The organism is Hydrogenophaga sp. (assembly GCF_025699295.1).
Taxonomy (GTDB): Bacteria; Pseudomonadota; Gammaproteobacteria; order Burkholderiales; family Burkholderiaceae_C; genus Hydrogenophaga.
The window spans coordinates 111,080-138,040 of the sequence record NZ_JAILWB010000001.1 but is presented as its reverse complement, the minus strand read 5'-3'; the positions used below and the strand labels follow the sequence as shown (position 1 = coordinate 138,040).

Annotated in this window: 29 protein-coding genes; 11 read left to right on the top strand and 18 right to left on the bottom strand. The window is 65.0% G+C overall.

Annotated elements, in window-relative coordinates; all coding sequences use genetic code 11:
• Window positions 1-23: 23 nt before the first annotated feature.
• The 6 genes from K5880_RS00625 to K5880_RS00600 form a co-directional block, all read right to left on the bottom strand.
• Window positions 24-623, bottom strand: coding sequence for a thioredoxin fold domain-containing protein (locus K5880_RS00625; protein WP_297647300.1), 600 nt, complete (start codon window positions 621-623; stop codon window positions 24-26).
• Window positions 624-755: 132 nt separating this feature from the next.
• Window positions 756-1,202: an RcnB family protein gene (locus tag K5880_RS00620; RefSeq protein WP_297647297.1), complete on the bottom strand. Its 447-nt coding sequence runs from the start codon at window positions 1,200-1,202 to the stop codon at window positions 756-758.
• 124 nt (window positions 1,203-1,326) lie between these two features.
• Window positions 1,327-1,803, bottom strand: a complete 477-nt coding sequence (locus tag K5880_RS00615) for a TerB family tellurite resistance protein (protein WP_297647295.1) — start codon at window positions 1,801-1,803, stop codon at window positions 1,327-1,329.
• Between the two features lie 50 nt (window positions 1,804-1,853).
• The gene (locus tag K5880_RS00610; RefSeq protein WP_297647293.1) at window positions 1,854-2,468 is read right to left on the bottom strand and encodes a DUF938 domain-containing protein; all 615 of its coding nucleotides are present in this window, start codon (window positions 2,466-2,468) and stop codon (window positions 1,854-1,856) included.
• A 22-nt stretch (window positions 2,469-2,490) separates the two neighbouring features.
• Window positions 2,491-3,711: a diguanylate cyclase gene (locus K5880_RS00605; RefSeq protein ID WP_297647290.1), complete on the bottom strand. Its 1,221-nt coding sequence runs from the start codon at window positions 3,709-3,711 to the stop codon at window positions 2,491-2,493.
• An 83-nt stretch (window positions 3,712-3,794) separates the two neighbouring features.
• Window positions 3,795-4,187 carry a hypothetical protein gene (locus tag K5880_RS00600; protein WP_297647287.1) on the bottom strand — a complete coding sequence of 131 codons (393 nt, stop codon included), beginning with the start codon at window positions 4,185-4,187 and terminating at the stop codon, window positions 3,795-3,797.
• Between the two features lie 143 nt (window positions 4,188-4,330).
• Between K5880_RS00600 and K5880_RS00595 the strand changes: the two genes are divergently transcribed.
• From K5880_RS00595 to K5880_RS00580, 4 genes are read left to right on the top strand one after another with little or no spacing between them, the layout of a single operon-like run.
• The gene (locus K5880_RS00595; RefSeq protein ID WP_297647284.1) at window positions 4,331-5,116 is read left to right on the top strand and encodes a tRNA-uridine aminocarboxypropyltransferase; all 786 of its coding nucleotides are present in this window, start codon (window positions 4,331-4,333) and stop codon (window positions 5,114-5,116) included.
• Window positions 5,117-5,154: 38 nt separating this feature from the next.
• Entirely contained in the window at window positions 5,155-6,045 is an 891-nt protein-coding gene (locus K5880_RS00590) for a DUF3014 domain-containing protein (RefSeq protein WP_297647282.1), read from the top strand.
• Window positions 6,045-6,683, top strand: coding sequence for a pyroglutamyl-peptidase I (gene pcp / locus K5880_RS00585; RefSeq protein ID WP_297647279.1), 639 nt, complete (start codon window positions 6,045-6,047; stop codon window positions 6,681-6,683). Before K5880_RS00590 ends, pcp begins: the two co-directional genes overlap by 1 nt.
• A gap of 44 nt (window positions 6,684-6,727) precedes the next feature.
• Window positions 6,728-7,663, top strand: coding sequence for a M14 family metallocarboxypeptidase (locus tag K5880_RS00580; protein WP_297647276.1), 936 nt, complete (start codon window positions 6,728-6,730; stop codon window positions 7,661-7,663).
• A 20-nt stretch (window positions 7,664-7,683) separates the two neighbouring features.
• Here K5880_RS00580 and K5880_RS00575 read toward each other — a convergent pair whose 3' ends face one another.
• Window positions 7,684-8,010: a hypothetical protein gene (locus K5880_RS00575; RefSeq protein WP_297647274.1), complete on the bottom strand. Its 327-nt coding sequence runs from the start codon at window positions 8,008-8,010 to the stop codon at window positions 7,684-7,686.
• Between the two features lie 118 nt (window positions 8,011-8,128).
• Between K5880_RS00575 and K5880_RS00570 the strand changes: the two genes are divergently transcribed.
• Complete coding sequence (locus K5880_RS00570) at window positions 8,129-8,869, top strand: NYN domain-containing protein (protein WP_297647271.1); 741 nt, start codon at window positions 8,129-8,131, stop codon at window positions 8,867-8,869.
• Between the two features lie 16 nt (window positions 8,870-8,885).
• On the opposite strand, the gene K5880_RS00565 is transcribed toward K5880_RS00570, so the two are convergent.
• On the bottom strand, window positions 8,886-9,812 hold the full coding sequence (locus K5880_RS00565) for a LysR family transcriptional regulator (RefSeq protein ID WP_297647267.1): 927 nt from the start codon (window positions 9,810-9,812) through the stop codon (window positions 8,886-8,888).
• Window positions 9,813-9,940: 128 nt separating this feature from the next.
• On the opposite strand from K5880_RS00565, the gene K5880_RS00560 reads away from it, so the two are divergent.
• The gene (locus tag K5880_RS00560) at window positions 9,941-10,342 is read left to right on the top strand and encodes a RidA family protein (RefSeq protein WP_297647265.1); all 402 of its coding nucleotides are present in this window, start codon (window positions 9,941-9,943) and stop codon (window positions 10,340-10,342) included.
• A 143-nt stretch (window positions 10,343-10,485) separates the two neighbouring features.
• Entirely contained in the window at window positions 10,486-10,914 is a 429-nt protein-coding gene (locus tag K5880_RS00555) for a hypothetical protein (RefSeq protein WP_297647261.1), read from the top strand.
• 86 nt (window positions 10,915-11,000) lie between these two features.
• Here the strand turns inward: K5880_RS00555 and K5880_RS00550 are convergent, their stop codons facing one another.
• The 5 genes from K5880_RS00550 to K5880_RS00530 form a co-directional block, all read right to left on the bottom strand.
• Entirely contained in the window at window positions 11,001-11,291 is a 291-nt protein-coding gene (locus K5880_RS00550) for a nucleotidyltransferase family protein (protein WP_297647259.1), read from the bottom strand.
• Between the two features lie 283 nt (window positions 11,292-11,574).
• Window positions 11,575-12,168, bottom strand: coding sequence for a zeta toxin family protein (locus K5880_RS00545; RefSeq protein ID WP_297647257.1), 594 nt, complete (start codon window positions 12,166-12,168; stop codon window positions 11,575-11,577).
• An 11-nt stretch (window positions 12,169-12,179) separates the two neighbouring features.
• Window positions 12,180-12,587, bottom strand: coding sequence for a phage holin family protein (locus K5880_RS00540; protein ID WP_297647255.1), 408 nt, complete (start codon window positions 12,585-12,587; stop codon window positions 12,180-12,182).
• A gap of 32 nt (window positions 12,588-12,619) precedes the next feature.
• Window positions 12,620-13,294 carry a nucleotidyl transferase AbiEii/AbiGii toxin family protein gene (locus K5880_RS00535; RefSeq protein ID WP_297647252.1) on the bottom strand — a complete coding sequence of 225 codons (675 nt, stop codon included), beginning with the start codon at window positions 13,292-13,294 and terminating at the stop codon, window positions 12,620-12,622.
• 27 nt (window positions 13,295-13,321) lie between these two features.
• The gene (locus K5880_RS00530) at window positions 13,322-13,804 is read right to left on the bottom strand and encodes a helix-turn-helix domain-containing protein (RefSeq protein ID WP_297647249.1); all 483 of its coding nucleotides are present in this window, start codon (window positions 13,802-13,804) and stop codon (window positions 13,322-13,324) included.
• A gap of 390 nt (window positions 13,805-14,194) precedes the next feature.
• On the opposite strand from K5880_RS00530, the gene K5880_RS00525 reads away from it, so the two are divergent.
• Both K5880_RS00525 and K5880_RS00520 read left to right on the top strand, forming a co-directional pair.
• Entirely contained in the window at window positions 14,195-16,015 is a 1,821-nt protein-coding gene (locus K5880_RS00525; RefSeq protein WP_297647246.1) for a 3'-5' exonuclease, read from the top strand.
• 60 nt (window positions 16,016-16,075) lie between these two features.
• The gene (locus K5880_RS00520; protein WP_297647244.1) at window positions 16,076-18,406 is read left to right on the top strand and encodes a hypothetical protein; all 2,331 of its coding nucleotides are present in this window, start codon (window positions 16,076-16,078) and stop codon (window positions 18,404-18,406) included.
• A 118-nt stretch (window positions 18,407-18,524) separates the two neighbouring features.
• On the opposite strand, the gene K5880_RS00515 is transcribed toward K5880_RS00520, so the two are convergent.
• Entirely contained in the window at window positions 18,525-20,366 is a 1,842-nt protein-coding gene (locus K5880_RS00515) for a glutamine--tRNA ligase/YqeY domain fusion protein (protein ID WP_297647241.1), read from the bottom strand.
• A gap of 311 nt (window positions 20,367-20,677) precedes the next feature.
• Between K5880_RS00515 and K5880_RS00510 the strand changes: the two genes are divergently transcribed.
• Window positions 20,678-21,946, top strand: coding sequence for a DUF2157 domain-containing protein (locus tag K5880_RS00510; RefSeq protein WP_297647238.1), 1,269 nt, complete (start codon window positions 20,678-20,680; stop codon window positions 21,944-21,946).
• Window positions 21,947-21,949: 3 nt separating this feature from the next.
• Here the strand turns inward: K5880_RS00510 and K5880_RS00505 are convergent, their stop codons facing one another.
• Window positions 21,950-23,827: a choice-of-anchor I family protein gene (locus K5880_RS00505; protein ID WP_297647235.1), complete on the bottom strand. Its 1,878-nt coding sequence runs from the start codon at window positions 23,825-23,827 to the stop codon at window positions 21,950-21,952.
• 109 nt (window positions 23,828-23,936) lie between these two features.
• Entirely contained in the window at window positions 23,937-24,554 is a 618-nt protein-coding gene (locus K5880_RS00500; protein WP_297647232.1) for a DUF924 family protein, read from the bottom strand.
• 133 nt (window positions 24,555-24,687) lie between these two features.
• Here K5880_RS00500 and K5880_RS00495 point away from each other — a divergent pair, with 133 nt between their 5' ends.
• Window positions 24,688-25,098 (top strand): hypothetical protein, encoded by a 411-nt coding sequence (locus tag K5880_RS00495; RefSeq protein WP_297647229.1) that lies wholly within the window; start codon window positions 24,688-24,690, stop codon window positions 25,096-25,098.
• A gap of 6 nt (window positions 25,099-25,104) precedes the next feature.
• On the opposite strand, the gene K5880_RS00490 is transcribed toward K5880_RS00495, so the two are convergent.
• Window positions 25,105-25,908 carry a LytTR family DNA-binding domain-containing protein gene (locus K5880_RS00490; protein ID WP_297647227.1) on the bottom strand — a complete coding sequence of 268 codons (804 nt, stop codon included), beginning with the start codon at window positions 25,906-25,908 and terminating at the stop codon, window positions 25,105-25,107.
• Window positions 25,905-26,957 (bottom strand): histidine kinase, encoded by a 1,053-nt coding sequence (locus K5880_RS00485; protein ID WP_297647223.1) that lies wholly within the window; start codon window positions 26,955-26,957, stop codon window positions 25,905-25,907. Before K5880_RS00485 ends, K5880_RS00490 begins: the two co-directional genes overlap by 4 nt.
• Window positions 26,958-26,961: the final 4 nt, after the last annotated feature.

The following is a 26,961-nucleotide window of genomic DNA, read 5'->3' as shown; positions in this document are numbered from 1 at the left end:
GAGCTTTTGACGCCGCTGCGGTGCTACTGGCCCATGCCCAGGAAACCTGCCAGCGCCTCGGTGCCCAGGGCGCCGCTTTGTGTGATGACGGCGCCGCTGCGCTGGTGCTTGGACACCATGAACGGCACCGAGGTCGCGCCCAGACGTTCGAGCAGATCGGTGTTGGTCTTGATCGCCTGCAGCACGTCCGGCGGCACGCTGGCCGAGGCCGACATGCCGCCCTGGCCGGCAAGCAGTTGCTGCTCGTGCGCGTTCATGGTCTCCACCGGGTTGGCCGCGGTCATGATGGCCGCGCCCTGCGGCGCGCTCTTGGCGTTCATGATCGCCACCGGCAGCCAGACGAACCTGACCTTGCCCTGCAGCGGGATCGACGACTGCCAGAGGTGGCCGCAGTGCGGACACTGCGGATCGAACAGCACGTAGACCGTGTGCGCGCTCATGAGGGCGCCGGCGGTGAAGCCCTTGCCCTGCGCTGCCAGCGTGTCGAAGGCCTCGGCCGCGGCGATGGGGGCCTTGTCCGTGGCGGTCGTCGAGGACGTGCCGCTGGACTCTTCTTTCGAACACGCCGCCAGCGACAGGGCGAGGGCGGCGACCAGGGGGAGGGTGAGGCGACGGATGTTCATGGGCGCGATTCTGCCGCGTTTTGCGTGGCCTCCAGGTGCCGCGGGAATGTCACCCGGCCTTGCTGGAAGAAGGGCGCCGCGCACCCGACTGGCGGATGCGCGGCGCGTGACACCTTGCTGGGGGGAGTGGCTTCAGTGGTTCAGGATCAGGTTGGCGATCAGGCCGGTGGCGATAGCCACCAGCACATAGTCGCTGCCGACCTGCACCCACTGGTGGCCACGCGGCGGCGCATACAGGCGGTGCGAACGCGGGTTCACCACCACGTACTGGCGGCTGCGGTACTCGTAGGGGATGTAGTGACCACGGCGGAATTCCGGGCTGCGCGCGTTGTAGTAGTAGATGCGGCGGTCGTTGCGCGAGTGGCGGAAATCGCGCCTGTCGTCGTGGCGGTCCTTGCGGAAATCGCGGCGGTCGTCGCGCCTGTCGGCCCGGTGGTCCCGGCGGTCATCGCGCCGGTCGTCCACGCGCTGCATGTGCGCGGTCTCGAAGCGCGGGCCCGGGCCTTGCGCGAAAGACAGGGAGCTCACGCCGAGCGAGGCGGCGGCGATGGCATACACAACAAGGTTTCGGGTTTTCATGGAGCGTTCTCCTGGGGGTTGGTGAGACTCCATGGTCCGTGCCCCATGTGAACGCCCGGTAAACACGGCCCGACGGCCGTGCAAAGTTCTGTACCCGGTTGTGCGGCTCGCCGCGCTCCGGCCATCAGCCTTTCATGGCGGCCTGGGCGTGCAGCTTGGCCGCGATGTACTCGCCATGCGTCACATGCAGCAGCCCGGCCACCTTGCTGATGACGTGGTGCTCGTGCGCGTCCAGGTGATCGTCGGCGAAGGCCACTTCCCACATCGCCTCCACCACCGCAATCTTCTGTTCCTGCGAGAAGCGCTCGTTCAGCAGGCGGGTGAAGCGCTGGTAGTCGTAGGCGGTGTGCGCGGTGTCGTGCGCCAGCTCGATCAGGCGCTGCAGCTCGTCGTCGTGCAGCGCGAACTTGCGGCGCAGTGCCGCCAGCACGGCGTCGCGCTCGCTGTCCTGCAGCGCGGGCTCGGCGCGCATCACTTCCACCAGCAGCACGGCGGTGGCGAGTTGCAGGGTGTGTGCTTCCTCGGCGGGGCCCTGGGCGCCTGGTGGCGCGATCAGGTTGGCCGTGAGGTTGTCGAACAGGTCTTTGAGGTTTCTGAGCATGCAGGCAATCCGTGATCGACGAAAGAAGACGGATGGAGCCCGCGAGGCGCTCAGGGTTCCCGGCCCCAGACCAGCAGCAGGTTGTTGGCGGGCATGGCGTGGCGCTCGCGCAGGCGCAACCCCGCGCGCTGCGCGACCTGCTCCACATCCTCGCGCCGGCGAATGCCCCAGTCGGCGTTCTGGCTGCGCAGGCTGGCGTCGAACGCCAGGTTGCCGGGCGAGGTTGGCACGCCCTCCTCGAGGTACGGCCCGTAGGTGATCAGCACGCCGTCAGCGGTCAGGTGCCGCGCCGCGCCGTTCATGAGCGCCGCGCAGGTGGCCCAGGGCGAGATGTGGAGCATGTTGGCGCAGTAGATCGCATCGAACGCGGCCGCCTCGAATGGCCATTCCGGCGCCATCACGTCCAGCCGCAGCGGCGCGCACACCAGGCCGCTGCGCGCCGGCTCCGCCGCGCGCGCGGCGATGGCTGGCAGGGCATCGGTATCGAAGTCGGTGGGCTGCCACGTCCAGCCCGGCAGACCGGCGGCGAACCAGGCCGCGTGCTGCCCTGTACCGGCGGCGATTTCCAGCGCCAGGCCCTGCGTCGGCAGCACGCGGCGCAGCACGTCCAGGATGGGTTGCTTGTTGCGCTCGGCGGCCGGGCTGAAGGGCAGGGGGGCGGTCATGGTGGCGTGGCGCGCGGCGCGTTCAACCCAGCGGTGCCGGTTGCGTCACGATGCCGTGCTCGCTGTCGCGCGGGGGCGAGTTGTCCACCGCCATGGCCAGCGCACGGCGCTCGGCCTCGTTGATCGCCTCCATCGGCGTGGCGGTGGCGGGATCGACCGAGATCATGCCCAGGCCCACGCGGGGGCGGAACGGCTGGCGCTCGCGCTGCTCGTCGAACACGATCATGGGGTGCGATGCCGTCAGCGCCATGCGCGCGGCGATGGCGCGCGCCGACGCCTCTTCATGGCTGGCCGACAACACGACCACGAAACAGCGCGGGTGGTACAGGCCCACCATGCACCGGAACCCCGCCGTGCGGCGAATGCGCGCGGCGAGCGTCACCAGGATCTGGTGTTCCACGCCCGGCCCGACCGACTCGGCCAGCTCGTACAGGTTGCTCACGTACAGGCAGACCACCGAGCACTCGCTCTGCAGGCGCGCGGCACGCCAGAACGCATGCTCCACGTCGGCCAGCAGCGCCGAACCGGTGGGCAGGCCGGTGGCCGGGTCCGCGCCCTGTTCCAGGCGCGAGAGGCGCGCAAGCTCGCGCAACTGCCGGTTGCGGAACAGGCCCAGCATGGACGCCATCAGGAAGAACAGCACCGTGAACGCGGCGGTGAGCAACTGGCCACCCAGACCCAGCTGCCCGAAGCCGTTGAGGTAGTGACCCAGCACGGTGAACGCCAGGCACACCAGGGCCCAGCCCATCCAGCGCGCCAGCGGGTCACCCAGCTGCGCGGCACGCACCGCCACCCGCAGTGCCACCAGCACCGGCACCATGTTCACCACGGCACTGCTCAACAGCAGCAGGTGGAACTGTTCCTGATCGATCTGGCTGCCGATGGCCATCAAGGCCACCGCGACCGGCACCAGCAGGGCACCCCCGAAAGCGGTGAGCCGGTGCGCGCGGTTGTCCTCGCGCGCGCCGCCGAGCCAGGTGCCCACGAAATACAGACCCATGGCACCCGCAAGCGGTCCGAGCCCGGCCTTGAGCACCATCAGCATGCGCGCGGAGAGATCGGGGAAGAAGACCTCGGGCAGGCCGGTCATGAGCACGCAGCTCGCACCCGTGATCAGCACGAACATCAGGTTGCGCCAGGCCCCCACGTTGCGGCCGCGCACCACGTCGGCCAGGGCCATTGTCGCCAGGGTCAGCAAGCCGCCGAGCATGGCGGACCAGACGGCTATTTCGGTGGTGGGCATGCGCGGATTATCCGGACCGCTGCGGGCGGTCGGCGCCGCACCCTGTCAGATCTGCCGTCGCTGCGCATGCAGCATGTCACGCTCTATCGACCTGTGCTCGACGAGCGGGGTTGCGCGGCAAAGCGCACCTTGTCCTGGTGGGGTTTCTGCTGGCGCGGCAACCGCGGCATGGGCTCAAGAAAGGTGGAGTGCTGTCGCAGCAGCAAGGCCGCTTCGGCCTTGGCGCGGCGTTTCGACAAGCCGTGCGCGATCAACAGGCCGATGCCGAGAACCACGCCCATCCAGGCCGGTGCCAGCAAAGCCTTGGCCGCATACGCGGTGCTGTCCTCCGCGCCCATGGCGAGCGAGACCAGCCAGAGAAGGACACCGGCGACCAGGGAGCCGATGCCATTGAACAACAAGGGGTGGGACTTCTTCTTGCGGCTCGCTCGGCGACGCCGCGACGACTTGGGAGTGGGCTGGGCTTTCTGTGTCATGTGGACGTCTCGGCACGCATCATGTGCCCGCCGCAGTCCCGGCGAGCCCATCTGGCGACGAAACACCCCCTTGGCCGGCTGGCCGTGATGCAGCGGTGTCGAGATGTAAGAAAAAGCCCTGCGCTTGTCGCTACATTCCCGGAATGCTCCCTGCATCCGCTCCACCGCTTCCGGCCACCGATGGGCACGCCGTCTACCGCCTGCGCAGCGCGCGCCTGGCCGCCAGCGCCAAACCCTTCGTGGCCCGGGGTTCGGGCGGCGGGCGCTGCGACCGTTGCCGCCTGGTGGCCAGCCACTGTGTGTGCGACTGGCGCCCGCAGGTGCGCACGCGTGCCGGGGTGTGCCTGATCATGGGTGACATCGAGGCGCTCAAGCCCAGCAACACCGGCTGGCTGGTGGCCGACGTGGTGGCCGATACCTGGGCCTTCGGCTGGTCCCGCACCGCGGTTGACCCGGGCTTGCCTGCCCTGCTGGCCGACCCGCAATGGCAGCCCTGCCTGGTGTTTCCTGGCGAGTTCGTGTCCCCGCAGCGCGTGGTGACGTCGCTGGAGCCCATGCTGGCGAGCACCGGTGCGCAAGGCGGTGGCAGAAAGCCGTTGTTCGTGCTGCTCGACGGTACCTGGTCCGAGGCGCGCAAGATGTTCCGCAAGAGCCCCTATCTGGACCACCTGCCCGTGCTCAGCCTGCAGCCCGACCAGGTGGTGTCGAACTACCGCCTGCGCCGCTCGGCGCGTGACAACCACTTCTGCACCTCGGAAGTGGCGGCCATGTGCCTGGCACTGGCGGGCGAGACACGCGCCGCCGAAGCGCTGGCCGCCTGGCTCGACGTCTTCACGGCGCACTACCTCAGCGCCAGGCGCAGCGCGCCGCTGGACCGCGGCAGCGATGCGCATGTGCGCCTGCAGGCCCTTGAAAAAACAGCGGTGTAGGATGGGAAGCCTCTCAACCCGCCCCAAGGTGACGAGGCATGACACAACGCCGACAGACTTCCCGATTTCCCGCATTCCTCATCGCGCTCGGCATCGTGGTCGCGCTGATCGTGGCCGGCTACCTGGGCTGGCAACGTTTCAAGCCGCCCGAGGAACTGGCGGCCACCGCGCCGGTGGAAACGCCCGCGGTGCAGCCGACCCCGATCTCCCCCGAGACACCGCCCGCGCCATCGCCACCGGCGATCGAGCACCCGGTGGAGACCCTGGTGGCCGAAGAAGGCGCCGAAAAGCAGACACCCTTGCCCGCGCTGGCCGATGCCGGCGCAGACGCCTTCGTGACCGAGCGGCTCACCGAATTGCTCACGCGCAGGAACGTGCTCACCTTCCTGCAGCTCGACGGCTTTGTGCGCCGGGCCGTCGCCACGGTGGACAACCTGGCGCGTGCGCAGGCTCCCGTGATGGTCTGGCCCGTCAACCCCACGCCGCAGCGCTTCAGCACCCAGCGCAGTGCCGGCGGCACGGAGGAAACCATTCATCCGGACAACGCGAAACGCTACGCGCCTTTCGTGACGCTGATCGAATCGGTGGACACCGCGAAAGCCGTCGCGCTGTACCGCCGCCTCTACCCGCTGTTCCAGCAGGCGTATGAAGAACTGGGCTTTCCGGGCCGCTACTTCAACGACCGGCTCGTGCAGGTGCTGGACCACCTGATCGCCACGCCGGTGCGCAACGAGCCACTGGCCGTGACGCTGGTGGAGGTCAAGGGCGAGGTGCCCTCCACGCGCCCGTGGGTGCGCTACGAGTTCGCCGACCCTGCGCTGGAAGATCTTTCGGCCGGGCAGAAGATCCTGCTGCGCATCGGCCCTGAGAACCATCGCCGCCTGCAGGCCAAGCTGGTCGACATCCGCGGGCGGGTTGCCCGGCGCTGATGCCCACCGTCCTGCTCACCGGTTTCGATGCCTTCGGCGGCGAGTCGCTCAATCCCAGCTGGCTGGCCGTGAAAGCGCTGCACGGCCGCCGGGTGCTGGGTCACAAGATGGTGGCCGCGCAACTGCCCACCGTGTTCGAAGCGTCGCTGCCTGCCTTGCAGGCGCTGCTGGGCGAACACGCGCCCGCGCTGGTCATCTGCGTAGGGCAGGCCGCCGGGCGTGGCGCGCTGTCGCTGGAACGCGTGGCCATCAACGTGAACGACGCGCCCATGGCCGACAACGTGGGCACCCGGCCCATCGACACGCCGGTGGTACAGCACGCACCCGCAGCCTACTTCACGCGCCTGCCCATCAAGGCCATGCTCGCCGCGCTGCAGCACGAAGGCATTGCCGCCGAGGTCTCGCAGACGGCGGGCACCTTTGTCTGCAACCACGTGTTCTACGGCTTGATGCACACGCTGACGACGAACCGCCAGCTGCGGCGCACGCGCGGCGGCTTCGTGCACGTGCCGTGGCTGCCGGAGCAGGGCACACCGAACATGGCGCTGGACGACATGGTGCGCGGCCTGCGGGTATGTGTGCGCAGCGCGCTGAAGGTGCAGGAAGATCAGGTGCTGGGAGCCGGCGCAACGCACTGAGCTGCGCTCACACCTGCAGCCCCCCAAGACACATCGAGGCCCTCATGACCCCACCTGCCTTCCGTCCCATTGGCACCCCTGGCCAACCCTGGGGTGTGGCCGAGCTTGCCGAGTGGCGTTCGCGGCAGGTGCGGCAGCGCAGCCATCGAGAGGACGTCCAGAGCGCCATCCACCGGCTGCGGTCCCGCTTCGACGTATCGAGCTATGGCGAGGTGGTGTATGCCGAAGAACGCTACCCCTTGCTCGCTCTGCGCAGCCGCGACTGGAGGCCTGGCTTGCCGGCTGTGCTGGTCACCGGTGGTGTGCACGGCTACGAGACCAGCGGCGTGCACGGCGCGCTGCGCTTTGTGGAGCAGCACGCCCAGGTCTACGCAGGCCGGGCCAATCTGCTGGTGGTGCCCTGCGTGAGCCCGTGGTCGTACGAGCGCATCCACCGCTGGAATTTCGACGCCATCGACCCGAACCGCTCGTTCCGCGAGCCCAGCCCTGCTCAGGAATCTGCCGCCCTCATGCGCCTGGTGCAGCCGCTGCGGGATGAGTTCCACGCCCACGTCGATCTGCACGAAACGACCGATTCCGACGAATCCGAATTCCGGCCCGCACTGGCCGCGCGCGATGGCAAACCCTTCGAGCCCTGCAACATTCCGGACGGCTTTTATCTGGTGGCCGACGCAGCGAATCCGCAACCCGCGTTCCAGCAAGCCATCATCTCGGCGGTGGAGCGCGTCACGCACATCGCGCCGGCCGATGCGCAGGGCAGCATCATCGGTGCGCCCCTGTTCCGGCGCGGCGTCATCCGCTATCCGTACAAGGCCATCGGTTTGTGCCCGGGCATCACGGGCGCGCGCTACACCACCACCACCGAGGTGTACCCCGACAGCCCGCGCGCAACCGCCGAGCAGTGCATTGCGGCGCAGGTGGCAGCCGTGAGCGCGGCCATCGACTTCGTGCTGGATCCGCTTGAAGAAGCCCGGGACTGATTTGAGCCAGCGCCTGTGCTTCAGGCCTGCCAGACGCCGAACCCCGCCGAACGCAGGTCGATGCCGATCTCGATTTCCTTCTCCACGGCGTCCTCGTACTTCATCGGGTTGAAGCCTTCGTACAGGTCCGGCAACAGCCGCAGCCCGTACTTCAGCACGTACACATTGGCCTGGATGCCCGCCTTGTGCTTGTCGAAGCGCACATCAGGATCCAGCCCGGTCATGCCCACATAGACGCAGGGCCTGCCGTCCACATAGCCCGGGTTGTTCTTGCGGAACTTGCTCTCGAGCAGCACGTCCTTGTGCAGCTCGATCACGTAGACGTGGTGGTGGCGGCGGCGGGGCATGGTGGGGTTCGTACCCAGTTTTGGTCTGATCGGACCCAATCCGGGGTTCTTTGGTGTGTGCTTTGCGTTTTGTTGTCGCAACGGCATGATGCAGCAGGTATCCACCAGGGAGGACAAGATGGCGACCAAACAAGGCAACGACCGGCTGGCCGTGATGATTGACGCCGACAACGCGCAGGCATCGCTTGTGCAAGAGCTATTGGCTGAGGTGTCACGCTACGGCACCGCCACTATCAAGCGCGCGTATGGCGACTGGACCACGCCGCAGCTAGGAAAATGGAAAGACGTGCTGCATACGATGGCCATTCAACCGATTCAGCAGTTTCGCTACACCACAGGCAAGAACGCCACTGATTCGGCGCTCATCATCGACGCCATGGACGTGCTGCATTCGGGTCATGTCGATGGGTTCTGCCTGGTGTCATCGGACAGCGACTTTACCCGCCTCGCCACACGTATCCGCGAAGCCGGACTGGCCGTGTACGGCTTCGGAGAGCGCAAGACGCCCGAGCCTTTCGTGGCGGCATGCGACAAGTTCATTTACACGGAAATCCTGAGAGCCGAACCCGTAGAGACCAAGGAGGAGGTCGCTGAAGACTTGAGCAAACTGCAACCCCTTCTGATCGCCGCCATCGACGCCAATGCGCGTGACGACGGTTGGGCCGCATTGGGCGGCGTCGGCAGCCACATCGGGAAAATCCTTCCAGCATTCGATGCTCGAAACTATGGCTTCAAAAAGCTCAGCGAGTTGGTGCGAAGCCTCAAATACGTGGAGGTGCGAGACGTGCCGATCACGCGGCCAGATGGCGTGACGCTTGCCAATGTGCAGATTCGGCTGAAACGGGTCAGCCGTTCTTGATGCCGCGCCTCACTCCTCAACGCCGCCCCACCACCGGCGCATGCACCCCCATCAACCCCACCATCCAGTCAATGAACGCCCGCAGCTTCGCGCTGACATGCCGGTTCGGTGGGAAGGCCACGTACATCGGCATCGGATCGAAATGCCAGCCGTCTTCGAACAGCGGCACCAGTTCACCGCGCTCCACATGCGCTTCGGCCATGTAGTGCGGGAGCCAGAGGATGCCCATGCCCGCCACGCCAGCAGCCAGGTAAGCGTTGCCGTCGTCCACGGCGACCACGTAGCGGCCCTGCACTTCGATCTGCTCGTCTTCGCGCTGCATGGTGATGGGCGCGACCTTGCCGCTGCGTGAGCGTAGATAGCCCACGGTGCGGTGGTGCGTGTCGTCCATCAGCTCGCGCGGGTGCCGCGGCGTGCCGGCGCGTTCCAGGTAGCCCGGTGCCGCGTACACGCCCAGGCGCAGATCGCCCACGTGGCGCACCACCAGCGACGGGTCGGTCACTTCGCCGCCGCGCAGCACGCAGTCCACGTTGTCGCCGATCAGGTCGACCACCCGGTCGCTCACGCCCATGTCGAACTGGATCTCCGGGTACCGCGCGTGGAAGGCCGGCAGCGCCGGCATCAGGATCAGGCGCGCGAGCGGGCTGGGCACGTCCACGCGCAGGCGGCCCCGGGGCGCGGCCAGGGCGCTGGAGAGGCTGGTGTCCGCGTCCTCCAGATCGGCCAGCAGACGCACCACGCGCTCGTAGTAGGCGGCGCCATCGGGCGTGACTTTCACCTGCCGCGTGGTGCGGTTCAGCAGCTTCACGCGCAGTCGCGCCTCCAACTGCTGCACCAGCTGCGTCACGGTGGTCTTGCTCATGTGCAGCGTCTGCGCCGCCTTGGTGAAGCTGCCGGCCTCCACCACGCGGGCAAAGGCCTGCAGCGCATCGAAACGGTCCATGTCAGCGGCTCCGGTTGCCCCAGGGATTGTTTGGGTTTCTCAAACAGTCATTGTGCGACTGGCCTGTTTATCCGCGGGCGGCGAAAGCCTAGAGTCCCTTCAGACCCATTCACTCAACGAGGTACTCCATGTCTGCACGCGATGCTGTTGTCTTTCCCGCCGGGCGCCAGGCGCTCTATGAAAAAAACCGCTATTCACCGGCGATCCGGTCCAACGGTTTCCTGTTCGTCTCGGGGCAGGTGGGCAGCCGGCCCGACGGCTCGCCCGAGCCCGAGCTGCAGGCCCAGGTGAGGCTGGCGTTCGACAACCTGAACGCCATCCTCTCGGCCGCCGGCTGCACCTTCAAGGACGTGGTCGACGTCACCGTCTTCATCGTCGACCCCGCCTCGAATTTCGAACCCGCCTGGAAAGTGGTGGGCGAGTACTGGGGCGATGCCCCGCACCCCACGCTCACGGGCATCGGCGTGACCTGGCTCTACGGCTTCCAGTTCGAGATCAAGGTGATTGCGAGGTTGCCGGAAGGGGTTTGAAGCGCCTGCACTTCATCGATCCGGTTTGAAATGCAGGCCCCGATGGTCTAAGGTGAAACTGCTTGGCGGCATCTCCCCGCCCGCGCCGGGCTTGCAACCCGTCGCCAGGCTCTTCTCACCATTTCTTCTGAAAGGAGAACGACATGGGATTCCTCGACAAGATTCTGGGCAGCAAACCCTCGTACCCGCCGCTGCCGGCCGGCACCGACGCGATGGCCAAGCTCGACGAAGTCAAGGCACCGCTGGAGGAACTGGCGCACAAGGTGCGCGACCCGCTGCAAGTGGTTCCCGCTGCGCACGAAGCCTTCGTCTTCCTGGGCAAACCCCCCGAGAACTTCGGCCTGGCCTGGATTCACGACGGCAAGGTCAGCAGCCTCAAGGACCTCATGCAGGAACACCACCTGTCGCAAGGCCAGGTCGAGAGGCTGCTGGACCGGCTCGGCAACGCCTATCAACACGCCAGCGAAACGCCGCGCTACTCCGCGGAGTTCGGCGGCAAGCAGATGGTGGTGATTCCGTCGAAGGATCTGGAGCAGGAAATGCACCAGATCATGTCGAACACGCTGCACTGAGAACGGGTGGACTGAACCACCCTGTGCGCACGCATCTCGCGTGCATGCCACGGGAAGGCGCGCAGAAGCAGTTCGGTGGGAACCGTTCAAACCGGCCGCGCCTCGGCCAGCACCTCGTCGCGAAAACTGGCCGGCAGGTCCATGGGCGTGCGCACATCCACCCGAATGCCCATCAGTCGTTCCAACTCGAACTTCAGGCCGCCCAAGTCAAGCAGAGTGGCGCCCGGCAGCGGGTCCACCAGCAGGTCGAGGTCGCTGTCCTCGGTGTCGGCGCCATGCAGCACTGAGCCAAACATCCGCGGGTTGCTCACGCGAAAGCTGTACGCCATGCGGCGGATGGCATCGCGGTGCAGGTGAAGGGCTTGGGAGGGGCGCACAGGATGAGCGGAGACGATACCGGAGGACAGGACAACTGGCCGCACAGCCCTTCAAAGCCAGACCCGCGCAGGCGCCGGGCTGATCTGGATGGTGAACTCGGGCGAGCCGCCCAGTCGCGTGGTGCTCAGATCGCAGGGTTTCGGATCGTGGAGCTTTTCCAGCCTTGAGTGGGCAACTTCAGCCCCTGTGCCGCAAGTTGCTTGCGGGCGTGCGTCGAAGCCTGCTTGAGGGCAGCCTCAATGCGAGCTTGCTCACCCGCAGGTCGAGGGGGACGGTGTGAAGTCACTGGGCGTTTGACCGAAGCAGAAGCCATTTTTCAGAGTCTTTCACAGAGGTGCGGCGCGGTGTTCCGGAAGCAATCGTTTCGAGGCGTCCGCTGGCATTATCCAGCACGGTCCAACGATCAGAAAGTGGTAGATACAGCTCGAACAGGTTGCTCAAACTGCGCTTGAAGCGTCGGTGCACGTCGTCGGTCGGAATGTTGTGTCCCCCCAACCTGACTCTGAGCGCCACCCGTTGTACCGCCAGGTCGGAGCTGGGCAGCGTGACGTAGAACAAGACCACCCGATAGCCGCGGGATTTGCAGTCGCGCAGAAACTTGGCAAACGTGCGACTGGACAGCGTGCTCTCAAATGCAAAACTGCTGCCCGACTGCGCCAGCTCATGCAGGCGTCGCAACATGACGCGACCGGCTTCAAACGACACCGTTTCAGGCGCGTAGGCCGAGAGCCCCACCGCGATCTGGTCAGCGTTCACAAATTCCAGTACCCCCAGCGCGCCTTTGAGCAAGAAGGGCGCTGCAGTGGACTTGCCTGCCCCATTGGGCCCGGCAATGACCACCACGGTAGGCTCCTTCGGTTGGACCGTTCTGGTCATGGCGAGTCAGCTCAAAGCCAGACCCGCCCAGGCCCCGGGCTGGTCTGAATCGTGAACTCGGGCGAGCCACCCAGCACGAAGGCGCCGAGCACCAGGCTCAACACCGAGATGAACAGGCTGGCCCACAGCGCCGTCCAGAACCCATCCACCTTGAAGCCATCCACCAGCTTGGCCACCAGCATGAGCATCAGCGCGTTGATGACCAGCAGGAAGAGGCCGAAGGTGATCAGCGTCAGGGGCAGCGTCAGCACCACCAGCAGCGGCCGCACGATCGCGTTGGCCAGACCCAGCAGCAGGGCCGACACCACCAGCGCCCCCGTGCTGCTGAACCGTATGCCCTTGAACAGATGGCTCGCCACCCACAGGGAAAGGGCGGTGATGGCCCAGTGGAGGAGGAAGGGGGTCAGGTTGGTGAGCATGGGGACGGGTGTGGGGTGTGGTGTGTTTCGCGTCACGCGGCTGCGGGCAAATGCTTCAGAAATCGGCTCGCGCGTTCCACTGCGTCGTCGTACGTGGGCCTATAGGCGAGCGCATCGATGGCTTCAAACTGCGCGCCCAGTACCGCGCGCCGTTGCTGGATCTGCGTCAGGAATGCGTCTCTGTGTCGGGTCAGGTAGGGCGCCGCACTTTTGAGCGCTTCGGGCTCTCGCTCTATCTCCAGCGCCAGATCAAACAGATCCCGCGCGGTGGCGCGGTCGCCCCGGTGCCACAGCTTCTTGGCCACGATCTCGGCGGCCGTCTCGACCTTCACCATGCGCCCCAGAAGCGTCCACTCGTCATAGGGGTGCGCCGTGAGGTTGGGCGAGGCCACGAAGTCGATCTCGCCCTCCGGCCGCAACAGCTTCACGTAGCCCGGTCCCTCCACGTAGTCCGAAGAGACCTGCTCGGCCGCATCACTCAGCCGGGGCGACACGAAACCCAGGTACTGCGGGTCGGGCACGAAGATGTCGATGTCCTTGCTCAGGCGGTGACCATGCCGCAGCATCAAGACCGTGCCGCCGCCAAAGGTCCAGAACGGGTCGCGGATGCCGTGCCGGGCGATCTCGTCCACCAGTGTGAAGGCATGGGTCAGCAAGGTTTGCCACACGCCTTCGGGCAAGGTGTTCGGTTGAGTGGATGCGGCCATGCGGAGGGTTTTCCTGGCGACTTGGGCTCAAGCCCACGCAGCGCGCGGCGACTGCAGCGCCTGTGCCCAAGCCGCCAGGTGCTTCCACAGCAACTTGGGCGGTGTGTGCGTGCGTTGGGCCACTTCCGCCACACCGGCCACAATCAGCGGCAATGGCGCCTCGTCCAGCAGCGTGGCCACCTGCGGCACCAGCGCCGGGGGCAGGGTGCCGGCCACCAGCGCGTCGGCCAGTGCGCCGGGTGGCAGCGCATGTTTGTAGCTCACGCTGGCCGTCCGGCTCAGCAGCACCAATGCCTTCGGCCGAGGTGCCCGGGGCCGGGCGTTCAGGTCCATGCCCAGCAGGTCCAGCAGCATCATGAGCTTGGCCGCGCCCAGGTCCACCAGATTGCCGTTTTCCAGCTGGTTGATGGTGGCGCGCGACAAGCCGGCCAGCCGCGCCAGTCGCGCCTGCGAAAGGCCGAGAGCCTCCCGGCGAGCTTGGGTGATTTGGCCGATGTCTGTGAGGTTCATGGGCCAAGTGGAGCACTGGCCTCAATAAATGTCAAATATATTCGACATATATGCGATGAGGTCGTCACAAGACCCTAGCGGCAACAACTGCGCTCGATGGCGCGACAAACCCCCGTACGCCGATGCGTTCCACAGCCTTCGCCAACAGCATGAGCGCCAGCGCTGCAGAACCAGATGCTCTTGAACAGATGGCTCGCCACCCACAGGGAGAGGGCGGTGAGGGCCCAGTGGAGGAGGAAGGGGGTTAGGTTGGCGAGCATGGGAGCGGTCTTGGAAAGGTGGTGGAAGGGTGCGGTTGTAGTTTGGGTTGCACCGACTGGCAGGCTTTGGGTTGCGGCCGATTCGATTGCGTGCATCATGTGCCCCGGGGACGCAATTACTTACAACTAGATGGCCACACTCATACCTGCACTGGGCGCTTGCCTTTCGCGCATGACTCAAGGCGAGAAACGTCTTGCCGAGAGACTGGAGCAAAAGCTGGAGGACGACTACCTGCTCTGGTACGACGTGCCCGTCGGCCCCAAACAATCGCACCCCGACTTTGTGATCCTGCACCCACGCCGTGGGCTGCTGATCCTGGAGACCAAAGACTGGAAGCTGGAGACCATCAAGAGCGCCACGCGCCAGGCTTGGGAAATCATTCCTGACGGGCATGTGAAGGTAGTCATCAACCCGCTGGCGCAAGCGCGGCATTGCGCCATTCAAGTCGTCAACGCGCTGGAGCGCGACGAACAACTGGTGCAGCCATCCGGGCCCCACCAAGGCAAGCTGGCATTTCCCTGGGGCCATGGCGTGGTGTTCACCCGCATCACGCGCAAGCAGTTTGAAATGGCCGGCCTTGGCGAGGCCATTGAGCCGCACTACGTCATCTGCTCCGACGAGATGACCGAGTCCACAGACCCGGAGCAATTTCAGCAACGCCTGTGGAACATGTTTCCGCACGCGTTCGGCAACGTCATGTCGTTGCCGCAGCTCGACCGCGTGCGCTGGATCATGTTTCCCGAAGTGCGCGTGCAGGTGCAAGGCGCCCTGTTTGACGACAGCGACGAAGCCGCCGAGATGCCCAGCGTCATGCGGGTCATGGACATTCAGCAAGAGCAGCTGGCCCGCAGCCTGGGCGACGGGCACCGCGTGATTCACGGCGTGGCCGGCTCGGGCAAGACCATGCTGCTGGGCTACCGCGCCGAGCACTTGGCCAAGGCACACACCGCCGCGAGCAAACCCATCCTCATGCTTTGCTACAACGAGCCGCTGGCCAAGCAGCTCGCCCGCGTGATGACCGCCAAAGGCATTGCCGACCGCGTGCACGCGGTGCACTTTCACAAGTGGTGCCGCGACCAGTTGGTGGCCTTTGGCCAGACCCTGCCCGACCCCCGCATGCCCGTGGGCGCCAAGATGGCCGACATGGTGCAGCGCGTGATCAACGGCGTGGACCGCCAGCAGATTCCCAGCGGGCAATACCAGGCCGTGTTGATTGACGAAGGCCACGACTTCGCGCCCGAATGGCTCAAGCTCATCACGCAGATGGTGGACCCCGCCACCAACAGCCTGCTGGTGCTGTACGACGACGCGCAGAGCATTTACGAGCGCAGCCGAAGCAAGCAGTTCAGCTTCAAGAGCGTGGGCATTCAGGCACAGGGGCGCACCACCATCCTCAAGATCAACTACCGCAACACGCGGCAGATCTTGCAGACCGCCAGCCTCGTGGCCGCCGATCTGTTGACCGCCGAAGACAAGGACGAAGACGGCATCCCCATGCTCAAGCCCGTGAGCTGCGGGCGCGACGGCGAAGCGCCGCTCATCATCCGCCTGCCCAGCCTGCGGGCCGAAGCCACGCGCGTGGCCGAGCTGCTGGGCTCCGCCCACCAGGAAGGCCACGCCTGGGGCGACATGGCCATCATTTGCCGGCACTACAGCGAGATGGACGAATGCGCCGGCGTGTTGCGCCAGCGCGGCCTGCCGCACCAGGTGCGCAAAGGCGCGGGCAGCTTCGACCCCGCCGCCGACACCATCAAGGTGCTGACCATGCACGCCAGCAAAGGGCTGGAGTTCCCGGTGGTGGCGCTGGTGGGCGCGGGCAACATGCCCGCGAAGGGCGAAGACGAACGCGAGGAGGCCAAGCTGTTTTACGTGGGTGCCACGCGGGCCACGCACCGGCTGATCATCGGGATGGGTGGGGACGGGCGGTTTGCATCAATGATGTCGTGCTAATTCGAGTGGTTGTACGGTGTTAGTGATTTGATTTTGATGGCTACTTTCAAGGATAAGAGCATGAGTGAAATAGTTGGTTTTTTTGCGTATGCGTCCTCGCCTGTAGAGATTGGGCAAACAATTGAGCGTGCAATAGATGAGGGCAGAAAAGTAAGCGGCGGTGTGATTGTCAAGACTTGGACTGCACTCGATATTGTTGGCCACTTCATTTCCACCGAAGTGTTGAATGACATTGAGTCGGCCGATTTTGTGGTTGCAGATATTACTGAACTCAACTTTAATGTTGCTTATGAGATCGGATATGCAATCGGAAAGTCAAAAAGAGTGCTGCTTGTTAAAAACAAAGCAATTCAGCCTAGGGGAATGAAAATATCTGACGTGGGGATATTTGACACATTAGGGTATAAGGAGTACCAGAATTCGGCAGAGATGGCGTTAATACTGCAAAATGCTACTTCTTCAAAGCCGCTCGACGTATCCGCTTTATTGAATATAAAAGCCCCTGTGTACTTAATCGACACTCCGAATAAAACGGACTGGTCCAGTCGAATCGTTTCGAGAATAAAGAAGGCGGGGTTTATATTTAGGACGTTCGATCCAAATGAGGCTCCGCGTTTATCTGCTTATGATGCAATAACGCAGGTGGCGCAATCGTATGGTGTTGTAGTTCCTCTGTTGGCATCTAATGCAACCGGAGCAAGTATTCACAATATGCGTGCTGCATTTGTGGCGGGATTGTCGGATGGGATGGGCAAGGCTTTGTGCATTCTTCAGTCCGGAGACGAACCGGTTCCCCTTGATTATCGTGATTTTGCTGAAGTTACTTACCATCCGAATGATGTTAATCGAGCAATTGAGGCATTCGCAGTAGATGTTACTCAAGCATTTCAGAGGTTGGGTGACTCATCAATAAAGTATGAGCGATCTTTTATAAAGAAGTTAAATTTGGGAGCCACATCTGCCGAGAATGAGATGCGGGATTTGGAGAGATATTATCTCGAGACTGATCAGTTCTTGAAGTCGTTGCGTGGGGAGGCGCATTTGGTCGTTGGTAGGAAAGGGTCCGGCAAGTCCGCTATTTTTCTGCAAATTAGAGACGCTGAACGAGAAAAGAATCCAAGCCAAAACATAATTCTTGACCTGAAACCGGACGGTTACAAGCTAATTAAGTTCAAAGAGCGGATTCTGCAATTTTTGGCGGAGGGTACGTATCAGCACACAATCACTGCGTTCTGGGAATACGTACTGCTATTGGAGATATGCTACAAGATTCTTCAGAAGGACAAGCAGCGACATGTGCATGATCACAGTTTGTACGATGGTTATCGAAAGCTGTCTGAACTATATCGAAATGACGGATATGACTCAGAGGGTGATTTTTCTGAGCGCATGTCTGTTTTGATGGAGAAGATCTATTCTGAATATCAATCGAAATATGGTTCCGATTTGAATATCAGTTTGAGTGCTCCTGAGGTTACCGAACTGCTCTACAAACACGATGTCAAAGAGCTTAAGCGGGTGTTGGGTAAATATCTCGAGAACAAGCAAGTGTTGTGGTTGTTGTTCGATAATATTGATAATGGTTGGCCAACTTCAGGTTTGCAGCATGAGGATTTGCTGATGATTCGAGCTCTTATCGATGCCACTCGAAAGATCGAGCGACAGTTTGGGAGCTCAGACCTCAAGGTGCGATCAGTTGTATTTTTGCGAAATGATGTCTACGAATTGTTGGTCAAGGAGACTTCCGATCGAGGAAAGGAGGCTAGCGTTGTATTGGATTGGACGGATCCTGATTTGCTTCGTGAACTCGTGCGTCTTCGCATTGTATCCAATGGATTGGATGAAGGTTTGGACTTCAAGGCGGCTTGGTTGCGTTTATTTGTTAGCCACTATAGGGGTGAAGAAACTTCGCAATTCTTGATTGATCGCTCCTTGATGCGTCCCAGATTTTTGCTGAACTTAATAAATCATTGCAAGAGTTTTGCGATCAACTTAAATCATGAGGTGATTGAGGGAGGCGATATTGAGAAAGGAGTAGTTGCATATTCTGCCGACCTGTTGCGCGATATTGGATATGAGCTGCGCGACGTTTCAGTTGGTGCAGATGGTGCGTTGTATGCATTTGTAGCCTCTCCATCGATACTTTCCGAAGTGGAGGTCACGAATAAGTTGACGAATTCCGGCCTTAGCGCAGATCAAGCGGCGCGCACTATTGATTTGCTCTTGTGGTATGGTTTTTTGGGGATTCGAATGAATTCAGATGAGCCAAAGTTCATTTACGACTTTAACTATAATAAACCTTTAATGGATGGTGTTAAGCGAAGTGCTACTCAATCTGTGAGCATGGCGATCAATCAAGCGTTTTGGCCAGCACTGATGATTAATGGTTGACATTCCTCTTGGTGCCATGTTTGGCTTGTTGCCGTTATTTCTGGTTGCGCTTGTAATGCAAAAGGCCGGTGACATTGACGTGTCCCGGCCTTTTTTCAGTAGATCCTATTGGCAGATATCACTTTCCCCAACTATCCTTCAACCCCGCAACCCGATTGAACACCGGCTTCCCCCCCGAAGCCAAGTGATCCGCCCGATCCGCCACAAAGTACCCATGTCGCTCAAACTGGAACTTCTCATCCGGTTTCGCCGCAGCCAGTGACGGCTCCACATACGCCGTCACCACCTTCAAGCTGTCCGGGTTCAGCGCTTCAATAAAGTCCTTGCCACCGGCATCCGGCTGGGCGTCCAGAAACAGGCGGTCGTACAGGCGCACTTCGGCTTTGACGCCGCTGGCCATGCTCACCCAGGTGATGGCGGCTTTGGCTTTCACGCTGTCGGCGCCGGGGGTGCCGCTCTTGGTGCCGGGGATCACTTTGGCGTGCACTTCGGTCACCTGGCCGTTCGCGTCTTTCGCGCCTACGCCGGTGCATTCGATGACGTAGCCGCCTTTGAGGCGCACCACGTTGCCGGGGAACAGGCGCTTGTAGCCCTTGGGTGGCACTTCCTCGAAGTCTTCGCGTTCGATCCAGACCTCCTTGCCGATCTTGAACACGCGGTCCGGCGGCGGGGTCTGGCCTTCTGCGATGGCGCTGTGGGGCAGGGCGGGCTGGGTGCAGTCTTCGGTGTGGTCGTCAGCGCCGAAGACGTCGGCCCAGTTGGTGAGCACCAGCTTGACGGGGTCGAGCACGGCCATGCCGCGGTGGGCCTTGTTTTCCAGGTCTTCGCGCAGGCAGCCTTCGAGCGTGCTGTAGTCGATCCACGAATCGCTCTTGGTCACGCCGATGCGTTCGGCGAACAGCTGGATGCTCTCGGGCGTGTAGCCGCGCCGGCGCAGGCCGACTATTGTTGGCATGCGCGGGTCGTCCCAGCCGCTGACCTTGTGGTCGTACACCAGCTGCGCGAGCTTGCGTTTGCTGGTGATCACATACGTCAGGTTCAGCCGCGCAAATTCGTACTGCCGCGGCGGCGGGCTTTGCAGCAGGCCGCCTTCGCAGAGGCGTTCCAGCAGCCAGTCGTAGAACGGGCGCTGGTCTTCAAATTCCAGCGTGCACAGGCTGTGGGTGATCTGTTCCAGCGCGTCCTCGATCGGGTGCGCAAAGGTGTACATCGGGTAGATGCACCACTGGTCGCCGGTGTGGTGGTGCGTGGCGCGGCGGATGCGGTAGATGGCCGGGTCGCGCAGGTTGATGTTGGGGCTGGCCATGTCGATCTTCGCGCGCAGCACCATGCTGCCGTCTTCGTGCAGGCCGTCGCGCATTTCCCGAAAACGCGCCAGGTTCTCGGCCGGCGTGCGGTTGCGGAAGGGGCTGTCCACGCCGGGTTTGCCGAAGTCGCCGCGGTTGCTGCGCATCTGCTCGGTGGTCTGCTCGTCCACGTAGGCGTGGCCGGTTTCCACCAGGTATTCGGCGGCGCGGTACATGAAGCTGAAGTAGTCGCTGGCCTGGTACAGGTGCTGCTGGCCGTTGGCTTCCCAGTTGAAGCCGAGCCACTGCACCGCGTCCAGGATGCTGTTGACGTACTCGGTGTCTTCCTTCTCGGGGTTGGTGTCGTCAAAGCGCATGTGGCACACGCCGCCGTAGTCGCGCGCCAGGCCGAAGTTCAGGCAGATGCTCTTGGCGTGGCCCACGTGCAGGTAGCCGTTGGGCTCGGGCGGGAAGCGGGTGCGGATCTTCGCCGGGTCGGGCTGGCCGGCGGCGTGGTGGGCGGCGTCGCCGGGGCTGCCACCCCAGCGGCGCTGGGTGTAGGTGCCGGCGGCCAGATCGTGTTCGATGATCTGGCGCAGGAAGTTGCTGACCTTGTGTTCGCCGTCGGCGGTGGGGGCGTTGTTCGGCTTGTTGCCGGGGGTGGTGGAGCTCATGTCGCATTCTATTGATGCTTGATGCGGCTTGCTGCGGGAGGAAACCGGTCGCCCTGAGCCTCACTTCCGTTCGCCCTGAGCTTGTCGAAGGGTTTGCCAACGTGTGGGTGAGGGCTTCGACAGGCTCAGCCCGAACGGAGGGGGGCTCAGCCCGAACGGAGGGGGGCTCAGCCCGAACGGGAGGCGGTTCAGCCCGAACGGGAGGCGGCTCGGCCCGAAACGGAAGGAAGCTCCGTCTGAACGGGAGGAGGCTCCGCTTGAACGGGGGCGGGCTGGTATCGTGCTGCCGAACAGGAAGAGAGGAAACCGACATGAACAAGAGCGACAACCCCGACACCATGCCCACCGACGAGCCCACGCGGTGGGAGATCACGCAGACGGAGGACGTGTTCCTGCCGTCGGTGCGTGTGCAGATCGGCTGGCGCGACGTGGAGGCCGCCGTGGAGCGCGGCGCCATCCTGCCGACCGAGGCGCACGCGCTCTGGGCCTCTTGGGCCACGCCGGGCAGCCCGCTGCGCGTGGTGGCTGGTGGGGGCGCTGCGGTGCCGACGGCGGCCGAACTCGAGCGCGAGGACGCTGAGGCCGCCGCGGGCGCCCTGCAGGCCATGCCCACACACCCCGCGCCGTTCGACCGCGGCCCGGCCTTCAGCTTCACCAACACGCTCTATTACTTCGGCGGCATGCTGGCCATTGGCGCCATGACGCTGTTCATGACGCTGGGCTGGGAACTGTTCGGCGCCTGGGGCGTGTTCGTGCTCGCGGTGGGTTACCTCACGGGTGCGCTGCTGGTGGCGCAGAACCTGCTGCACAAGGGCCTGCGCACACCGGCCGGTGTGCTGGCCACGTTGGCCGCGTGCCTGGTGCCGCTGGCGGTGTGGGCGTTCCAGTCGGGCATCGGCCTGTGGCCGGAAGGCGGGCCCGACAGCTACCGCGACTACCACCGCTTCATCGACTGGCGCTGGCTCACGCTGGAGTTCGCCACGCTGGCCGCCGCCGTGGTGCTGCTCTACCGCTTCAAGCTGCCCTTCATGGTGATGCCGGTGGCCGTGACCATCTGGTACCTCAGCATGGATGTGGCGCACATGCTGATGCAGAAGGACGGCTTCGACTGGGCATTCACGCGCGACGTGTCGCTGGTGTTCGGCCTGGCCACCTGCGCCATCGCCGTGTGGGTGGACCTGCGCACGCGCACCGCCACGAACGCCGAAGACCGGCAGGACTTCGCCTTCTGGCTCTACCTGTTCGGCGCCCTCATGTTCTGGTGCGGCCTGAGCCTGCGCGAGAGCGAATCGGAGTTCAACAAATTCCTGTACGCGCTGATCAACGTGGCGATGGTGTTTCTGGGCGCGGCCATTGGGCGGCGCGTGTTCACCGTGCTCGGCGCCATTGGCGTGGCCAGCTACGTCGGCTACCTGGCCTGGCGCGTGTTCGAGGACAGCCTGTTGTTCCCGTTTGCGCTCACGCTGCTGGGGCTGGGCGTGGTGGCGCTGGGCATCTGGTGGCAGCGGCACGAGGCCGCCATCCACGCCCGCCTGGCCGGCTGGTTGCCAGCGGCGCTGCGGCCGCTGGCGTCGGGCTGACGTTCAGTACGTCAGGTTGAGCTGCAGCACCGCGGTGGTGCCGCTCACTTCGTTGCCCACCACCAGCAGCGGCTTGCCGTTGGGCGAGCGTGCGGCGGGGATGAACGCCAGGCCTTCGGGGCCGAGGTCGCCGGCGGTGGCCAGGCTCGGCGGGTCGGTGACCCATTCGTCGCGGGTGTTCAGGTAGTCCACGCGCGTGGGCGCGGCGGGGTTGGTGATGTCGTACACCAGCACGCCGCCCATGCGCTCCAGGCCGATGAAGGCGAAGGTCTTGTTGCCGATTTTGCCCAGCGCGAGGCCTTCGGGCTCGGGGCCCTTGGCGTCGCTGCGGCTGTCCATGGCGTTGCCTTCGTCGTGGCCCGAGTTGAAGTACGTCGCGCAGGGAATGTTGCGGCCCTGGCCAAGCATGCAGTCCGCGCTGGCCAGGAACTTCTCGATCTCGGCGCCCGAGTCCCACACCAGACCGCCATTGGCGTTCCAGATGCTGAAGGAGCGGCCGCCATAGCTGTAGAGCTGGTCGTACATGAGGCGGTTGCCGGCCGGGTCCTGCACGCCGGCGGCGTTGAACATCACCGGCGCGCCCATGGCGTCCATCCGGTAGCCCATGGTCCAGCTGATGTTGAGGCGGCCGAGCGCGGCGTCGGCGCGGCAGCCCAGTGGGTCGCCGTCGATGGCGCCGCAGTAGCCGAAGGTGGCCGGGTTGAGCAGGCCACCGGCGGCCAGCGCGTTGAGCTGCGGTGGCAGGTCGTCGCCCGCGCGGCCCGCCCAGCCGTTGCGGTTGACGAGGTGCTTGACGCGGAACTCTTCGACAAAACCCTTGCTGGCGTCACCATTCCAGTAGTCTGCGTTGTCCTCGCCCCAGGCGCGCGCGTCGCCTTCGTTGGCGGTGACGAGGTAGGTCTGGCCACCCACGGTGTACGAGGCCATGCTGTCGGGCAGGTACATGCCGCGCACGCCGGGCCAGGTGCGGATGTTGATGGTCGAGCCGTCGGTGTCGGAGGCGTCGATCTCGTTGCCGGCCACGCCGTGGTCCTTGAAGCCCAGCGGCAGCACGTCGGTGACGGTGGCCGTGGCGATGTTCAAGCGGGCCAGGGCGTTGTTCTCCTGCAGCGTCACCCAGGCGGTGCTGCCATCGGCCGAGACGGCGATGTACTCGGGCTCCAGGTCTTGCGCCACCGTGGCGTTCGGGCCGTAGATGCGCACACCGGCAGCGCGCAGCGCGGCGGCCTGGGCGTTGAAGGCGGTGAAGCCGGCGGTGCGCACCACCGGCGTGGCGGGCGTGCTCACGTCGATGACGCTGATGCTGCCTTCGGGGTCGGTCTGGTAGTCGTCGCTGGGCTCGCCTTCGTTGGCCACCAGCACGGTGTTGCCGTCGGGCGTGAAGGTGACCATGTCGGGCAGGGCGCCCACGGTCACCGAGCTGATCAGGCCGAGATCGCTCGCGCGGTACAGCGCCATGCGGCCGTTGTCGGTTTTCACGGGGGCCTGGATCGCCACGGCGACGATGCCGTCGTGCACGGCCACGCTGTTGATCTCGGCGCCGGCCAGCACGGCGGTGGCGTCGAGCACGGCGATCTTCACCGGGTTCGTGGGGTCGCTCAGGTCGAGCACGTCGACCGCGCCCAGCTGGGCATTGACCACGAACAGGCGGCGGCTGGCGGCGTCGAAGGCCGGGATCTCGGCCGCGCTGACGCCGAACTGGCCGCTGCTGTAGCCGCCGATCTTCTCCAGGGTGAGGCCCGCTGGCGTGGCCTCCACCACCGGGCCGGGTGCGGGCGCGGGTGCGTCGCTGCCCCCGCCACAGGCGGCGAGCACGGCGCCCATGAGCAGGGATACGGTGAGCAGGCGGGGTGAGGAGGGGGCAGGCCGCTGGAAGCGCATGGGTCAGTCTCTGTGTTGTGGTGGAAACCCACGTTTGTAGAAACCGCCCGTGACGAGCGTATGACTTCCGCGCTGCCTTGAGGTGACAGGCCCCGCGGCCTGCCTGCGCTCACTGGCCGAAGCGCGGGCCGTCCTGCAGGAAGGCGACTTCTTCGGGCGTGCTGGTGCGCCCGAGCGCGGCGTTGCGGTGCGGGAAGCGGCCGAAGCGCGCCACGATGTCCCGGTGCTGTTCGGCGAACTGCAGGTTGCCGCGCAGCTTGTCCTGGAGCTCGGGCGGGCTGGTGTCGAGCAGGCGCTGGAAGCAGCGCACGCACTCGTGCTGCATGGCCAGGTCTTCGGCGTGCTCCAGTGGCATGTAGAGAAAGGCCCGCCCGACGGGTGCGAGTTCGAGGTCCTGCCCGCTGTCGATGGCCTGGCGCACCAGCCGCTGCGCCCGCGCGTCGCCGGCAAAGGCGCGTGCCTGGCCCCGGTGGACGTTGCGGGTGAACTGGTCGAGCAGCAGCACCAGCGCCAGGCGGTGGGTGATCGGGTGCTCCCAGTCCTGCAGGCCGCCGTCGATCGCCTGTTCCACCAGCGGGCCAAAGCGCTCGCGCACCAGCGCGTCCTGCGCGGCGCCGCCACCGAACCACAGGCTGCGCCGGTCGTCCGAACACCAGCCGAGCTGCAGACCGTCACCGAGCCAGAAGTGGAGCACGTCGGGGGCGGTGGCGGGGCTGGGGTGTTTCATGCGGATTTCAATGTAAAGAAGCGGCGGGCGTTACGTCTGGCAACGACTTTGACCGTACATGCGGAACAGGTTAACGCGGAATTCCCTGTAATAAGGGCACGGGGCGCACCGACGCCCTGCCAAGGAGCCCCACATGAATGTGCAGACCCTCAAAACCCCCTGGCGCCGCAGCTCGGGACTCGCCCGAGGCCTTGCCATCGCCACCCTGGCGGCAGGCGCCTGGGCGCTGTCCACGATGGGTTCGCTGGCCCACGCCCGCGGCGACATCCACTGGTCCATCGGCGTGCATGCGCCGGGTGTGGTCGTGGGCGCGTCGAACGCGCCACCGGTCTACCACGTGAGCCCGCCGGTGTACTACGCGCCGCGCCCGATCTACTACGCCCCCCGGCCCATCTACTACGCACCGCCGCCTGTGTATTACGTGCCGCGCCCGGTGTACCGCTCGCACTGGGGCCACGGCCCGCGCTGGGACGACCGCCGCCATGGGCACAAGCGCGGCCATGGCCACGGCCATGGGCACGGCCATCGCGGCGGCCATCGTTGAGCGACCTCACATCGCCCTGAAGCGCTCCGCGTAGAGCCGGCTCACGGCGAGCGCTTCTGGCCTGCCGCGCAGGCGCAGGCTCAGGCGCCCGGCCTCGTTGCGCGTGACGCTGTGGATCGCGTCGGCGCGCACCACGGTGCCGCGGTGGATCTGCCAGAACACGGCCGGGTCCAGCTGCGGCAGCAGTTCCTTGAGCGGGGTGCGGATCAGCACCTCGCTGTCCGCAGTGAGCACGCGCACGTACTTGTCGGCCGCCTCGAACACCATCACCTCGGCCACGGGCACCATGCGCACGCCCTGGCCCACGCTCGCGGGGATCACCTGCAGGCGCGGCGCGGCCGTGGCGGCTGGAGCTTCGCCCGCCACGAGCAAAGCGCGCAGGCGGGCCAGCGTGGCCTCGTCGAATGCACCTGCAGCGGGCTGCCGCTGCGCCAGCACCTGCTGCACGCGCTGCACGGTGCGTGCCAGGCGCTCGGATTGCACCGGCTTGAGCACGTAGTCCACCGCCTGCGCCTCGAAAGCTTCCACCGCGTAGGCGTCGTAGGCGGTGACGAACACCAGCGCGGGAAAGGGCTGTCCGTCGGGCCAGTCCTCGGCCAGTTCGGCGGCGGCCTGCAGGCCGGTCTGGCCGGGCATGCGGATGTCCAGGAACAGCACGTCGGGCCGCGCCGCCAGCGCCTGCGCCACGGCGGCGTCGCCGTCGCCCACGGTGGCGACGATGCGCAGGCCGGGCCAGGCACGCGCCAACTCGGCCTGCAGCGCCTGGGCCAGCAGGGGTTCGTCCTCGGCAATCAGGGCGGTGGCGTTCATGGCGTGGTGGCGGGCGTGTGCAGGGGCAGCGTGAGCAACGCGCGGGTACCGCCACCGGGGCTGGCCTGCCAGTCGAGCGCGGCGCGACCCGGGTAGGCGGTGGCCAGGCGCTCGCGCACCTGCGTCAGGCCGAAACCGGGTGTGGGCGAAGGCGCGCAGCCCACACCGGTGTCGCTCACTTCCAGTTCCAGGTCCTGCACGCCGGCGCCACGGCGCGCCATGACGCGAACCTCGCCGCCTTCACGGCTGGGCTCCAGCCCGTGGCGGATGCAGTTCTCCACCAGCGGCTGCAGCAGCAGCGGTGGCACGGGCTGGCTGGCCAGGGCCTCGGGCAGGTCCAGCCGGTAGCGCAGGCGCGGTCCCATGCGCACGGCCATCAGTTCGAGGTAGTCGCGCAGGCGGTCGAATTCGGCCTGCAGGGTGTGGCGCCCGGCGGTGGCTTCGGTGCGCGAGGCGGCGAGCGTGGCGCGCAGGAAGTCGTTGAGGCGGTCGAGCATGGCGGTGGCGCGGTCGGGGTCGGTGCCGATGAGCGCGCGCAGGTTGGCCAGGGTGTTGAACAGCATGTGCGGCTCCAGCTGCGATTCGAGCAGCTTCAGCCGCGCCTCGCTGGCCTGGCGCAGAGCTTCTTCCCGGGCCAGGCGGGCGCCGGCAAGCATGGCGCTGCTGGTGAAGTAGTAGGCGCCGAAACCGCCGGCCGCCAGCGACATGAGCACGAAGCCGATCGTGGCGCGCGGGAAGTTGCTCAGGCCCGTGAGCAGCTCGCGCCCCAGCAGCAGGTTGGCCAGCATGACGCCGCCCGGGTAGGACGCCAGCACCGCGCCCACCACCAGCACCGCCATCGGCGCCACGCCGGGCCAGCCGCTGGGGTGCAACACATGGCGCCCGCCGTCGATCAGGGCCCAGATGCCCAGGCCGATGCACTGCGAATACACCAGGTTGATCGCGAAGCGTTCTCCCATGACGGCCGTGATGGCCAGCGCGATCACGGTGTTGAACACCACGGCGCCGAAGGCGCGGCGCGCGATGAAGGCGGGATTGAACGGTGGCATGGCC